Below are 12,109 nucleotides of genomic sequence, written 5' to 3'. Positions count from 1 at the left end.
GTATTCCATACGGGTTTTAGGTGTCATTATCCGCCCCTTGTGGAACTGTAAAACTGTCCCTACTTGGGTTAGATAGTAAATTGCGCAATGATATGCCCTATGGTAAGATTTTAGCTTGCGCAATACGGCGCGTTGCCGCGCAGGCGGGGAATTTGCTAAAATAAAGCATCCGCATTTTGTGCCGGGACGTTCCGGCGCCGGGCCGGCGAAACCCGCAGCGACATAAAGTCCGGATTCTGCCCTGCCAACCACTCTCAGGGCGGCGGATGTTTATTTATATGACGAAAAAAAACGGCTTCTGCGTACAGATACTGGCTGGCGGACTGGGCACCCGGATGAAATCGGAACTGCCGAAAGTCCTGCATGAAGCGGCGGGCATCCCGATTATCGGGCATATCCTGCGCGCGGCTGACGCCATAAAACCGGAAGCGATCGGGGTTATCGTGGGCCATAAAGCCGGGCTTGCCCGGCAGGCCGTCGAAACCGGCTCCGCCAAATGGGGCATAACCGCGCCCGTGGAAATTTTTTTGCAGCAGCAGCTGACCGGTTCGGGCCGGGCGGTGCAGGAAGCGATGCCGTTTATAGGCCGGTTTTCGGAGGTTCTGATTCTGTGCGGCGACACGCCGCTGCTGACCGCGCCGCTGCTGGACGGATTTTACGCCGCATTCGCCGGCTCCGGCGCGGCGGCGGCCATATTGACCGCGCAGGTGCCTGATCCGCACGGGTACGGCAGAATCGTCAAGGACAGGGACGGTTTTATCACCGCCATCGTCGAGCAGACGGAAACCGACGCTGAAACCGCCAGAATAACGGAAATCAATTCCGGCATGTACATTTTCCGGACCGAAGCCCTTAAAACGGTAATAAACAGGCTGGAGCCGAACGGCCCGAAACGCGAATTTTATCTCACCGACGCGGTGCGCCTGCTGGCCGGCGCCGGACTCAAAATCGCCGCGGTGCCCGCACCGGACCGGGAGTTTATTCTTGGCGTTAACAGCCGGCTTCAGCTGGCGGAAGCGGAACAGTTGCTGCGCGCGCGCAAACTGCGCGAACTTATGGCGGACGGCGTTACGGTAAAAAACCCCGCCGCCACCTACATTGACGAGGGCGTGTCAATCGGGCGCGACAGCGTGGTTTTTCCCGGCACACACATCTGCGGCGGCACCGTGATCGGGAAAAACTGCATGATCGGGCCGAACTGCCATATAACCGACTGCGAACTGGCGGACGGAGTGGAAATAAAATTTTCCAGCGTGCTGCTGGAAAGCAGGATCGGACAGGGCTGCTCGATAGGGCCGTTCTCGCATATCCGGCCCGGCTGCGAGCTGGCGCAGAACGCGCATGTGGGCAATTTTTCCGAACTGAAGAAAGCAAAAATCGGCGCCGGCTCGAAAGTGAATCATTTAAGCTATATCGGCGACGCGGAAATAGGAAGCGGAGTGAATATCGGCGCGGGAACCATCACCTGCAATTACGACGGGGTCGGCAAGCACAAAACCGTGCTGGGCGACCGGGTGTTCGTGGGTTCCAACACCAATCTGGTGGCGCCGGTCACCGTGGCGGAGGGCGCGCATATTGCGGCGGGCTCCACCATCACGGACGATGTCCCGGCTGAGGCGCTTGCGATCGCGCGGGCGCGTCAGGTGGTAAAAGAAGGGCGCTATAAAAAGAGACCTTAAATGTCTACCGTAAACCGTATGGGAACACTCAAGCTGTTTTCCGGAAACGCGAACAAAAAACTCGCCGGCGACATCTGCGCGCTGCTGGGCGTGGAGCAGGGCCAGATCAGGATGGGCCGGTTCGCCGACGGTGAAATTGACTGCCAGATACTGGAAAACGTGCGCGGCTGCGACTGCTATGTTTTCCAGCCCACCTGCCCGCCCATTAACGAGAACCTGATGGAACTGCTGGTCATGCTTGACGCGCTCAAGCGCGCCAGCGCGGGCCGCATAACCGCCGTGATACCGTATTTCGGGTACGCCCGGGCCGACCGCAAGGCCGCGCCGCGCGTGCCGATAACGGCGAAACTGATCGCCAACCTTATCACCACCGCCGGCGCCAACCGCGTCATGGCGATTGACCTGCACGCGGGCCAGCTGCAGGGTTTTTTCGATATTCCGCTTGACCATATGCAGGGCCGGCCGGTATTTGTGGACTATATCCATTCCCAGCACATAACCGACCGGGTGGTAATTTCGCCCGACGTAGGCGGCTCGGAGCGGGCGCGCAATTTCGCCGGCAAGCTGGAATGCAATCTGGTCATTGTGGACAAGCGCCGGCCCCGCGCCAACGAGGCCGTGGTTTACAACGTAATAGGCGAGGTGGCGGGCAAAACGGCCATCATATTCGACGATTTGGTGGACACCGCCGGCACTCTCGCCGCGGTGGCCAACGCAATAAAAGAACGTGGCGCCAAACGCGTACTGGCGGCCTGCACACACGGGCTGCTGTCGCGCGACGCCGTCACAAAAATAGAAAACTCGCAGATTGAAAAACTGCTTATTACAGACACCATTCCCGAGAACAGAAACCTGGGGAGCAAAGTGGTCTGCCTGTCGGTCGCGCCGATTCTGGCCGAAGCGATACGCCGCAACCACAACGGGCTGTCAATCAGCGAAATGTTTATTTGATTTGCAGTACGGAGGAAACAATGGAAACAGTAAAACTCTCTGCTGAAAAGAGAACCTGCTCGGGCGGAAAAGGCGCGCTGAGCAAAATACGGAAAGACCGCAAGCTGCCCGGCATCATCTACGGCGGAACCGAAGAGCCCTGCTCAATCACCTTTTCGGGCAAAGAGCTGCACAACCTCATGAAACACGGCGCCAACACAATCGCCGAAATCGAAATGGCGGACGCGAAAATGAACGCCATCGTGCAGGCGGTGCAGTATCACCCGGTGACCGACATGCCAATCCATGTTGATTTTCTGCGGCTGAGCGACACCCGGAAAGTGGAAATAAGCGTGCCGGTCACGCTGTCCGGCATTCCGGTCGGCGTTAAAATCAGCGGCGCGCTGGTGGAACACAGCATCCGCCGGATTCAGATGCGCTGCCTGCCGAAAGATATCGTTAAAGTGATCAATGTTGACATCTCCGGGCTTGAAATGGGCAAAGCGATTTATGTGCGCGACCTGCCGCTTAACGAGGATGTGGATGTGCTTACCCCGGGCGACCGGTCGGTGGTGCATCTGGTCCTGCCGAAGAATTATGAAGAAGAAGCCAAGCCCGCCGCAGCGGAAGGCGAAGCCGCAGCGGCCGCACCTGCCGCCGACGGGAAAGCCGCTCCCGCGGCTGACGGAAAAGCCGCTCCCGCGGCCGCCGCAAAAACTCAGGCCAAGAAGTAACGCTTGAGCGGACGGCAGCTGGTTATAGCAGGTTTGGGAAATCCGGGGTCCCGTTACGCGGGGACACGCCATAACGCCGGCTTCATGCTGGCGGACCTTTTGGCGGAAAGTCTTGGCGCGGGGCCCTGGAAATCCTGGGAAAATTCCGGCGAATACGCCCGGGCGGATTGGGCGGGCAGGGAAATCTGCCTGTTCAAGCCGCTTACCTATATGAACAACTCGGGGCTGGCGGTAAGCAGTTATGTGCGGTTTAAAAAAATACCGCCGCAGGATGTGCTGGTGTGTTTTGACGATCTGTCGCTGCCGTGCGGGAAAATCCGGATCCGCAAGACCGGCTCCGCCGGCGGCCAGAACGGCATGAAAAGCGTCATCGCGCACCTGGGCACGCAGGATATAGCGCGCCTGAGAATGGGGATCGGCCCGCAGCCGGGTTTCATGGACGCGGCGGATTTTGTGCTTTCCGCTTTCAAACCGGATGAAAAAACCCTTTTTAACGCCGGCCTGGCAACCGCGCTTGACGCGGTGCGGCTTATCGCGGAGCAGGGGCTTGAACCCGCCATGAACAAATTCAACGCCGGATAGGCGCCGTTTAAACTGCCGGGCCTTTTCGTGACTGGAGCGATATGATTATATTCCTTAAAATACTCGCGGGTTTTGTTTTGTGCCTTGTCGGGCTGGGCTATCTGGTGCGGCCGGAAGTCATCTGGCGGATCAACGAAGTGATCCGCAACACCATTCTGAACGATTCCTATATGGCGCTCGAGCGCAAAAAATGGGGCCTGTTCCTTATTCTTGTCGGCACATTCCTTCTCTATTCCGGCTACAGCGCGCTCGGCAGATAGGCGGGCATTCCGCACGCGCTGCAGCAATATCCTTGATAATGCGCCGCACCTGCCTTCCCGGCCGGAACCGGCCTCAATCAACAGCGACTTTAGACCCAGGCATTCCGATATCCTTTGGCCCACGCAATTACCGCGACCGTTTAGTATGATAAAAGAAATACGGCTGTGAGGACTGATTATGAGATTTAAATCTGCCATAATATTTTCCGCTATAGCAACGCTGGCGCTTTCGCCTGCGATAGCGAAGAAATTGCCTGCGGCGGCACAACAGCTCCATAAGCCGGCGGGGATCCGTGTTGCCTGGCCTAAAACAGCCCCCGTAGCTATTGATTCCGGGATCACCATGTCACTGCCGCAGCCGGAACGCGAGTGGACAGTGATGGCTTTTGTAAATGGCAAAAACGATCTGGCATTTCAGGCGTTTACCGCAGTGAACGCTATGGAAAGCGCCGCACCCGGCGCGGATGTCAATATCGTGCTTGAACTGGGAATGGTGAACGACAAAGAACTCCGGTTTAAAAGACTGCGTTCCTGGCGCGGGATACGGAGATTTTTTGTTACAAGCGATTCCGATCCCCGCAAGATAACCTCCATCCCGTTGCCCGGCGAACCTTATGGCGATATGGGCAGCTACCGCCACCTGGTGCGGTTCTGCAAGTGGGCCAAGACAAATTTCCCCGCAAAAAAATACATGCTGATCATGATCTCGCACGGCGACGGTATGTATTACATTTCTCCAGACAACCTAACCCGCAACGCAATCGGACTGACGGAATTGGGCAAAGCGCTCGCCCGGATCGGCGGCGTGGATGTCTTTGCCGCCGATGCATGTTTAATGCAGATGGCGGAAGTGGCTTATGTTTTGAAAGACGCGGTCAAGGTAATGGTGGGTTCGGAAGCCATTATGCCTTACCTCGGGTTTGACTACACAGCAAACATCAATTTGCTGCGCGCCAACCCTGGGATGGGTGCCGAAGAAGCTGGTACGGTTATCGTGGAAACTTTCGCCAAGTTATACGCGGGTAAAGCTGGCAAAGGCGGCATCGGATATAATGGCAAACGCACAACACTTTCGGCGCTGCGCCTGTCGGAAATGGACAATCTGGCCGTTTCGGTCAAGACCTGGACCGAAGCGGTAAGGAATTCGCCGGATTCAATTCGCTGTTTGCGCGTGGCTTTGCGCAAAGCCAGAAGATTTGACGAACCGGAATTTCTGGACCTTCACCATTTTGGGGACCTTGTGATGCGAAACACCTCTGATCCCGTGCTGCAATCAGCCAGCGCCAGCCTGCTGACTCTGCTTAAAGACCGGCTGCTGGTAATAAATAAACAGCGCCGTTTCAAGCAGGCTAACGGACTAAGTATTTATGTGCCGACCGGCACCACGCTGCGGCGCGGCTACAGGGAGTCGGCTTTTGCCCAGCAATCCGGCTGGTATTTGTTCCTGTGCTGGCTCAAGCGCAATAACCTGTTGCGGGAAGATATGCCGAATCCGGCGAAGTGGGTTGAGTAGTTCACGGTTTATTCCGGACAACGTGCCTCCGGGCATTGCCCGAAAGTACTAATAAAAATTGGACCCGAATGCTCATGCAGTAATAAATATTAAGCGGTATGCTATAAGCGGAAATCGCCCAAGTGGAATCATCAAGATGAACATATCCGAACGGAGGATAGTATGGTAAGAGGATAGTATGGTAAAAGGAAAAGTAGTAACAGTGGTATCATGTCTTCTAAGCCCGTTATTTGCCGTTATGCCGGCATTCAGCGCGAGCCTTAGCGCAGGACAGCCCCCCGCAGTGATGTCCGAAACCCAGCAAAAAGCTGTCACCGAGCTAAAAGACTTGCTGGCAAACAACCCTGAAAGCGCTGAGGCACTGAAACTTCAGGCGCAGAATCAGGAAAAGATCCAGATTATGGTTGCCAAATATGCAAAACAGAACGACATAAAGCTGTCTACCAAACTCGGCAACAGCAAGACGCTGGTTCTTTCTGATTCCAACGCCGTCTACATGATGCAAGAAGGTAGCAAAAAGGTTGAAACAGTCTATGACAAAGAGCTGGCAACGAATGTAGCCGGTGTCAGTGGCGGGAAAATGATTGTTGAAACAATTTGTACAACCGTAATAATACTTGCTATTGGTACCGGCATGTTTCAGCTGTTCAAGTATATGATAATATACGGCTAGAACATAGCTAGCATTTTCTGTTCTTGAAGGAAGCTCCGTATTTTACGGAGCTTCCTTTTGCATTTAATACCGCCGCAAGACAAAAACACATGCTCCCTGCCGCAAAAGTTTTTTCGCTGTTATCTGGATTGACCTTACCCCGGTTGTTAGACAGCACTCCGGTTGTTAACTTCCATGCATGAGGCCGCATTTTTTGCGAATTCGCTTGACGCTTGAGGAAAACAGTCACTGGCGCGGGATTGAATGCAGCGTCAGATCTCCTGTCCAGTTTGATTGCGGGTTCCTGCCAGTTTACTGATAAAATTCACCGGCCTGAAAAAAGAACCCCCCGGCAACGCCGAAGGGTTCTTTAAATGGTATCGGAAAGGATTAACGGGCGGCATATTTGAATATCCGCATCGAGTTGTCCTTATAATCGGCAACGAGTCTGGGCACACCCATCATCTTGTCCACAGTAACGCACACATTGTTCGCGCGCACGATGGCGGACACATCGGCGTTACCGAACATATCCCCGGCCTTAAGACTCCCGGCCTCTCCGTGCGTATTGACCTGCACTTCCACTTTAAAAGGCCCCTTTGACGCATCTGACAGCGTCAGATCGCTTTTATCAATGGTGAAATTCATCGGGAACCGCGGATTGACCACCTGCTTAACCGCCACCGGAATATCACCCGCGTTTTTAACGATTATAAAACACTGCATATTCGGCCGCGCATCAACCAGCCTGGCAAGCCGCGGTGTCATTTCAATCCGGCCGGACAGGGCAAACGCCTCTTTCAGCACCTGCGGATATATAAAAACACCCGCCGCGCATAACGCCAAAAACATTACTGTTGCAAGCACTTTCTTCATAAATCCAACCCGGATGCCAGAAATAAACCGACAACTCCGCACCCGAACCCGGGCGCATAACAGGAATATTATAGCAGAAGTTTCCGGTTTTTGCCCGGATTTTTTCAAATTCCTGGCCAACTCCTAAATACAGAACTGCATTTTAGCCCGTTTTCAGGCTTTTCCGGCCACAATCCGGCCGGCATTGAAAAGATACTTGGCCAGCCGGTTAACATATTTGATAACGGGTTCACAGTCCTGCAAATCCGCCACGCGGGTTTCGCATTCGCGGCATTTGGCGCGCGCGCAGTGCAGAAACCCTTCTGTCCGGTTAACACCGGGCAGGATAAACTCGCGCAACGGCTCAAGCCGCGCATCCAGTTCCGTAGCACGCCTTTCAAGCCAGCCTGAAAACTGGTCAACAGATTCCGGTTTGGCAAATCCCGCCACATGGGCCGAAACGGTGACAAGCTGGCGTTGAATCTGGTTTATGTCGGCGGCGATGTCCACAACGCCGGCCGCTTCCGCCGTGATGCCGAGCTCCGCGCGCACCAGCCCGAGAAACGCCATCATCTCGTCCAGCGCGGCAAGCGCGCGGATGCGCCCGTCATGTTTGGGCACACCCTTTTCAAAAGGCAGATCGGTGTAGCCTCTGTCACCCTGTTCACTCATAAGAGTATTGTAGCAAACGCGGCAATATATTTTAATATACTTGTTAAAGTCCTGTTGCAACCAGAAACAGGCGAATTCTTCAAGGAGCACTTATGCAAAAACAGGTTGAACAGGTTATCGCCGAGATACGGCCCATGCTACAGTCGGACGGCGGCGATATTGAATTGATTTCCGTTGATGAAGCAACCGGCAAGGTAACAGTTTCGCTGCGCGGAGCCTGCGGCTGCTGCCCGCACGCGGTGATGACGCTTAAAGCGGTCGTGGAAGCCAGACTCAAGGAAGCGGTGCCCGGAGTAACCGAAGTAATCCGGGCCTGACAGCAATGCACCGGCTGGCGGACCTGCACACCCATTCGCACTTCTCGGACGGCACTTCATCGCCGGAGTCCGTTGTAAAACATGCCGTGCGCAGGCGGGTTGAAATGTTTGCGCTGACGGATCATGACACGGTGGGCGGAGTCGCCGAGTCCGCCCGGGCCGCCGCCGAGGCGGGCCTGCCGTTCATCACGGGCGTGGAAATCAGCACCAGCCTGCACGACCATCTGCACATACTCGGCTACGGCATAGAGCCGAACCATCCCGGCCTGGCCGCATTTCTGGAGTTCTGCCGGGAAAGCCGTAAAACCCGGGTCCGTCAAATCACCGGCAAACTTGCCGCCGCGGGCGCGGACATAACTTATGAGGAAGTGGCGGCGACCGCGCATGAGTCAATATCACGGCCGCATGTGGCGGATTTGCTGGTAAAAAAGGGGCTGGCCAGCACCCGCCAGCTGGCGTTCCGCCAATATCTGGTACCCGGAAAACCGGGTTATGCGCCAAGCCTCGGGCCGGGAATTGCCGAAACGATCGCCCAGATCACGGCGGCCGGCGGCAAAGCGGTGCTGGCGCATCCGGGGATAGTGCAGTCGTTCTGGGATTTCCCGGCCTGGACCACCGCCGGACTCGCCGGCATAGAAGTATATTATCCGCTGCACACCGCCTCCATGTCAGGCAAGCTGGAGAAAATAGCGGAAAAATACGGCCTTTTCATGACCGGCGGCTCGGATTATCACGGGCCAGCTTCCGGCCGCGAAAAAACGGCCGGAATCCGGGTGCCGGAAAAAACCTTCAATAAACTCCGGGAGCTTTTCTTCTGATGCTTTATATCGCGCACAGGGGCGCGCCACTGCTGAGAACGGAAAACACGCTCCCGTCATTTAAGCTGGCGGCCGAAGCGGGGCTGGACTGGTACGAACTGGATGTCCACCTCACCAAAGACGGCCACCTTCTGGTTCACCACGATTACGATTTTACGCGGTCGGCCGGCATTGACCGGGAAATAAGCGAACTGACACTGCCGGAAATCCGCTCGCTCGCTATTCGCCGCGTTTCAGCGGAAGAAACCGAGCCCTGCCGCGCGCCGACTTTAAACGAAGTGTTTGAAATAATTCCCGAAACCGCGAATGTCAATATAGAAATAAAAAACGATGCGGGCCGCTATCCCGGCATCGAACGCGCCGTGGCGGATTTTGCCGCGCGAAACGGGCACGGGCGCATTGTAGTGTCAAATTTCAACTATTCTTCCTTAAGGATTATCCGTTCGCTCGATCCCGCCCTGCGGCTGGGCGTATTGATTAAAACCGAACCGTTTGACCGGGCTTTGCAAACCGCGCTTGAACTGAACGCGGAAAGCATCAACATAAGCATACGCTTTATCTCCCGGGAGAGGGCGGAGCAGGCGCACGCCGCAGGACTGAAAATACTGGTCTGGTCCATCAGCGACCGCCCTCAGCTGGAATTCGCGGCGCAATGCGGCGCGGACGGGGTTTTTATAAATGATCCCCGCCTTAAGCTGCCCGCGCTGCAAAGATAATATCTGCAACCTTTGGCCCTTGCGCGGTAATGTGGATTTTACTATTCTAGCCTATAGGAGAGGAATCAAATAGGAGGAGGAATAAATCATGAGAATATTGAAATGTATGCTGGCAGTTTTTGCCATGGCTCCATTAATGGGCATGCCAGCCATGTCGGCTGAACAGGCCGATGAAAACAAATTCTGCGCTCTGATGGACAAAGTCAGCGCCGGAGCCGTATATTACGGTGAAATAATGCAGAGAAACACACAGCGCATTGACCAGCTTGCCGCGCACTTAAACGAAAATGCGCTGAGGCCAAACCGGATCAATATTGACCTGGTCACCAAAGCCGCTACCGACATGTTCGTAAGCCGGCTGGACATAGGCCGCATGTCCGTTCCGCTAGCTTACAGCCTTGACATGCGCGTTCCGAAAACGGAAAATGCGTACAATAAAGTTACGGAAGCAATGCAGGCGCTGCAGAACCAGCGCGCGCAAGCCCGGCAGCTGATGGACAAAGCAACCGCGCTCGATCAGCTGGCAAACAGCCTCAAACCTGTTACCACAGAAGACACTATCTATACAACCGACTTCCACAGGCTCTGTGAAAAAACCGCCGAGACAGTCGGGCAGGCAAAAGAATATTTGTCCGACCTTGATTTCATAAACGGCCGCCTGCAGACACTGCTCGACCGCGTCAAACCTGACGGCAAATAGAACTTAATATCCGCTGAAACAAAGAACGCCGCTTTGACAGCGGCGTTCTTTTTATAAATTCCGCCAAAAAACCCGGAGCCGCCGGCACGGCATAACGATTGCCGGCATGGCATGGCTCAAGCAGGGAAATGGCGCGCATGACACTGTGCAAGCGGAGCAAACGAAGCCGGAAAGAAAAAACCCGCTTTGCCGGCAAAACTCAATAACCACCGGCAGACCGCTGACACAGCCGGGGGAGTTTTACCGTGTCCGTTCGCCGCCAGCGCGCGGACGGACATCTATTTGCCCGCGCCGCCCTGCATGGCGCCCGCGGGCATCTGTTTCATAAGCTGCTGCACATCAATACCTCCGGCCCCGCCGCTTCCGCCGGAGCCGCCGCCAGCGTTTTTCATAATGTTATTCATCATTGCGCCGGCATCTCCGCCGTCTTTACCGCCCAGCAGGCCGGCCATGCCCCCCAGTCCGGCCGCTCCGCCGCCAGCCGCGCCAGCAGCGCCCGCCGCACTATTACCGGACTGCTTGCCCTTGCGCCAGTCGGCCAGCCGGGGCCTGCTGCCCGCCGCGCCCGTTTCGCCGCCTTCGTAAGACACAGCCTCCGTTGAAACAACAATATCTCCGTCCTCGTCGAATTTATAGGCCGCCGTTCCGGCGGTTTTTTCAAACACAAATGCCGCGGAATTTTTCCGGGCAGGCCCGCAATCGCCGGTTTTCTTTTTTTTGCACTTCTTTTCCAGCTCGGCCTGCGCCTTTTCGTCCGCCTTGCGCATATCTTCGGTTATGACTTCATGTTTGCTGTTAAACACATAGCCGCTCCTGCCGGTATCGGAATTGGCCTTGTATTCCGAAACATTTTCGTCCCAGGGCGGAATATCGTATTTTTTTCTTTTTGCATGCGCGGGCACCGCGGCGGCGAGAAACATCAGCCCGATGCTTAATACCGCCAAAGTTTTTATTCTCATAATCCCCTCCGGCCCCGCTACGCGCGCTGCGCCGAGCGGACGATATTTTCCAGCAGGCATGCCAGCGTAACCGGCCCCACCCCGCCCGGCACCGGCGTTATCGCCGAGGCGGCCGGCGCCACGGCGTCAAAATCAACGTCGCCGCAGAATTTGCCCGCCGCATCCTGATTGGTGCCCACGTCAATCACCACCGCGCCCGGTTTAACCATGTCCGCGCCGAGCCACCGCGCGCTGCCGACCGCGGAAATCAGAATATCCGCCTCTTTCGCCGCAGCCTTTATATCGGGCGTTTTGGAGTGGCAGAGCGTTACCGTCGCATCCATGCAGGCGAGCAGATGCGCAAGCGGCCGGCCTACTGTGGCGGAACGGCCTATCACGGTGACACTGCGGCCCGCGGGCTGTATATTATGATAACGGAGAAGCCGGGTAACCGCAAGGGCCGTGCAGGGAACAAAAAAATCTTCCGCAGCGATTTCGTCATAGCGGTTTGCCTTGAACAGCCGCCCCATATTGACCACGGACGCACCGTCTATGTCCTTCGAAGCCTCCAGCGCGGCCCACAACGCGCTGCTCCTCAGCCGTTTCGGCAAGGGCTGGGGAATAAGGAGCGCGTCGTTGTCCGGATCCGCTCCGGCCCGCCGGACCAGTTCCACAAAACCGTCCGGCTCGGAGTCCGCCGCGACAGTCACCGCCTGCGCGGTCATGCCAAGCGCGCGGCAGGC

General features: G+C 56.0%; 15 protein-coding genes. 11 read left to right on the top strand and 4 right to left on the bottom strand.

Annotated features, from left to right (window positions below; translation table 11 throughout):
* Positions 1-278 precede the first annotated feature (278 nt).
* From glmU to PHW69_07905, 7 genes are all read left to right on the top strand, one after another.
* Positions 279-1,679, top strand: a complete 1,401-nt coding sequence (gene glmU, locus PHW69_07935; GenBank protein MDD4005115.1) for a bifunctional UDP-N-acetylglucosamine diphosphorylase/glucosamine-1-phosphate N-acetyltransferase GlmU — start codon at positions 279-281, stop codon at positions 1,677-1,679.
* Between the two features lie 18 nt (positions 1,680-1,697).
* Positions 1,698-2,630 carry a ribose-phosphate pyrophosphokinase gene (locus tag PHW69_07930; protein ID MDD4005114.1) on the top strand — a complete coding sequence of 311 codons (933 nt, stop codon included), beginning with the start codon at positions 1,698-1,700 and terminating at the stop codon, positions 2,628-2,630.
* A gap of 20 nt (positions 2,631-2,650) precedes the next feature.
* Positions 2,651-3,343 carry a 50S ribosomal protein L25 gene (locus PHW69_07925; GenBank protein ID MDD4005113.1) on the top strand — a complete coding sequence of 231 codons (693 nt, stop codon included), beginning with the start codon at positions 2,651-2,653 and terminating at the stop codon, positions 3,341-3,343.
* Between the two features lie 3 nt (positions 3,344-3,346).
* Positions 3,347-3,925 (top strand): aminoacyl-tRNA hydrolase, encoded by a 579-nt coding sequence (gene pth / locus PHW69_07920; protein MDD4005112.1) that lies wholly within the window; start codon positions 3,347-3,349, stop codon positions 3,923-3,925.
* Positions 3,926-3,966: 41 nt separating this feature from the next.
* Positions 3,967-4,185, top strand: coding sequence for a hypothetical protein (locus PHW69_07915; GenBank protein MDD4005111.1), 219 nt, complete (start codon positions 3,967-3,969; stop codon positions 4,183-4,185).
* 178 nt (positions 4,186-4,363) lie between these two features.
* Positions 4,364-5,698 (top strand): clostripain-related cysteine peptidase, encoded by a 1,335-nt coding sequence (locus tag PHW69_07910; GenBank protein ID MDD4005110.1) that lies wholly within the window; start codon positions 4,364-4,366, stop codon positions 5,696-5,698.
* Positions 5,699-5,876: 178 nt separating this feature from the next.
* Positions 5,877-6,371 carry a hypothetical protein gene (locus tag PHW69_07905; GenBank protein MDD4005109.1) on the top strand — a complete coding sequence of 165 codons (495 nt, stop codon included), beginning with the start codon at positions 5,877-5,879 and terminating at the stop codon, positions 6,369-6,371.
* 369 nt (positions 6,372-6,740) lie between these two features.
* On the opposite strand, the gene PHW69_07900 is transcribed toward PHW69_07905, so the two are convergent.
* Together PHW69_07900 and PHW69_07895 are read right to left on the bottom strand one after the other, a co-directional pair.
* Complete coding sequence (locus PHW69_07900; GenBank protein ID MDD4005108.1) at positions 6,741-7,226, bottom strand: hypothetical protein; 486 nt, start codon at positions 7,224-7,226, stop codon at positions 6,741-6,743.
* 153 nt (positions 7,227-7,379) lie between these two features.
* Entirely contained in the window at positions 7,380-7,877 is a 498-nt protein-coding gene (locus PHW69_07895; GenBank protein ID MDD4005107.1) for an ATP:cob(I)alamin adenosyltransferase, read from the bottom strand.
* A gap of 92 nt (positions 7,878-7,969) precedes the next feature.
* Between PHW69_07895 and PHW69_07890 the strand changes: the two genes are divergently transcribed.
* The 4 genes from PHW69_07890 to PHW69_07875 all read left to right on the top strand — a co-directional run bounded on the left by PHW69_07890 (position 7,970) and on the right by PHW69_07875 (position 10,428).
* Positions 7,970-8,194, top strand: a complete 225-nt coding sequence (locus PHW69_07890; GenBank protein MDD4005106.1) for a NifU family protein — start codon at positions 7,970-7,972, stop codon at positions 8,192-8,194.
* Between the two features lie 5 nt (positions 8,195-8,199).
* Positions 8,200-9,012 carry a PHP domain-containing protein gene (locus PHW69_07885; GenBank protein ID MDD4005105.1) on the top strand — a complete coding sequence of 271 codons (813 nt, stop codon included), beginning with the start codon at positions 8,200-8,202 and terminating at the stop codon, positions 9,010-9,012.
* Entirely contained in the window at positions 9,012-9,728 is a 717-nt protein-coding gene (locus PHW69_07880) for a glycerophosphodiester phosphodiesterase family protein (GenBank protein ID MDD4005104.1), read from the top strand. The genes PHW69_07885 and PHW69_07880 overlap by 1 nt, the downstream gene beginning before the upstream one ends.
* A gap of 88 nt (positions 9,729-9,816) precedes the next feature.
* A complete protein-coding gene (locus PHW69_07875; GenBank protein ID MDD4005103.1) occupies positions 9,817-10,428 on the top strand; it encodes a hypothetical protein in 612 nt (203 codons plus the stop codon).
* 278 nt (positions 10,429-10,706) lie between these two features.
* On the opposite strand, the gene PHW69_07870 is transcribed toward PHW69_07875, so the two are convergent.
* Together PHW69_07870 and PHW69_07865 are read right to left on the bottom strand one after the other, a co-directional pair.
* On the bottom strand, positions 10,707-11,387 hold the full coding sequence (locus PHW69_07870) for a hypothetical protein (GenBank protein ID MDD4005102.1): 681 nt from the start codon (positions 11,385-11,387) through the stop codon (positions 10,707-10,709).
* 17 nt (positions 11,388-11,404) lie between these two features.
* A partial coding sequence (locus PHW69_07865) for a bifunctional 5,10-methylenetetrahydrofolate dehydrogenase/5,10-methenyltetrahydrofolate cyclohydrolase (GenBank protein MDD4005101.1) occupies positions 11,405-12,109 on the bottom strand: 705 nt, incomplete at its 5' end.

The organism is Elusimicrobiaceae bacterium (assembly GCA_028700325.1).
Lineage (GTDB): Bacteria > Elusimicrobiota > Elusimicrobia > Elusimicrobiales > Elusimicrobiaceae > JAQVSV01.
Note: the sequence above shows the minus strand (reverse complement) of the source record. Positions and strands in the feature narration are given on the sequence as shown.

Coding starts and splice junctions, on each gene's coding strand:
- PHW69_07875 (MDD4005103.1), top strand. CDS start 9,817: ATGAGAATATTGAAATGTATGCTGGCAGTTTTTGCCATGGCTCCATTA.
- PHW69_07925 (MDD4005113.1), top strand. CDS start 2,651: ATGGAAACAGTAAAACTCTCTGCTGAAAAGAGAACCTGCTCGGGCGGA.
- glmU (MDD4005115.1), top strand. CDS start 279: ATGACGAAAAAAAACGGCTTCTGCGTACAGATACTGGCTGGCGGACTG.
- PHW69_07905 (MDD4005109.1), top strand. CDS start 5,877: ATGGTAAAAGGAAAAGTAGTAACAGTGGTATCATGTCTTCTAAGCCCG.
- PHW69_07895 (MDD4005107.1), bottom strand. CDS start 7,877: ATGAGTGAACAGGGTGACAGAGGCTACACCGATCTGCCTTTTGAAAAG.
- PHW69_07870 (MDD4005102.1), bottom strand. CDS start 11,387: ATGAGAATAAAAACTTTGGCGGTATTAAGCATCGGGCTGATGTTTCTC.
- PHW69_07900 (MDD4005108.1), bottom strand. CDS start 7,226: ATGAAGAAAGTGCTTGCAACAGTAATGTTTTTGGCGTTATGCGCGGCG.
- PHW69_07910 (MDD4005110.1), top strand. CDS start 4,364: ATGAGATTTAAATCTGCCATAATATTTTCCGCTATAGCAACGCTGGCG.
- PHW69_07915 (MDD4005111.1), top strand. CDS start 3,967: ATGATTATATTCCTTAAAATACTCGCGGGTTTTGTTTTGTGCCTTGTC.
- PHW69_07890 (MDD4005106.1), top strand. CDS start 7,970: ATGCAAAAACAGGTTGAACAGGTTATCGCCGAGATACGGCCCATGCTA.
- PHW69_07885 (MDD4005105.1), top strand. CDS start 8,200: ATGCACCGGCTGGCGGACCTGCACACCCATTCGCACTTCTCGGACGGC.
- PHW69_07880 (MDD4005104.1), top strand. CDS start 9,012: ATGCTTTATATCGCGCACAGGGGCGCGCCACTGCTGAGAACGGAAAAC.
- PHW69_07930 (MDD4005114.1), top strand. CDS start 1,698: ATGGGAACACTCAAGCTGTTTTCCGGAAACGCGAACAAAAAACTCGCC.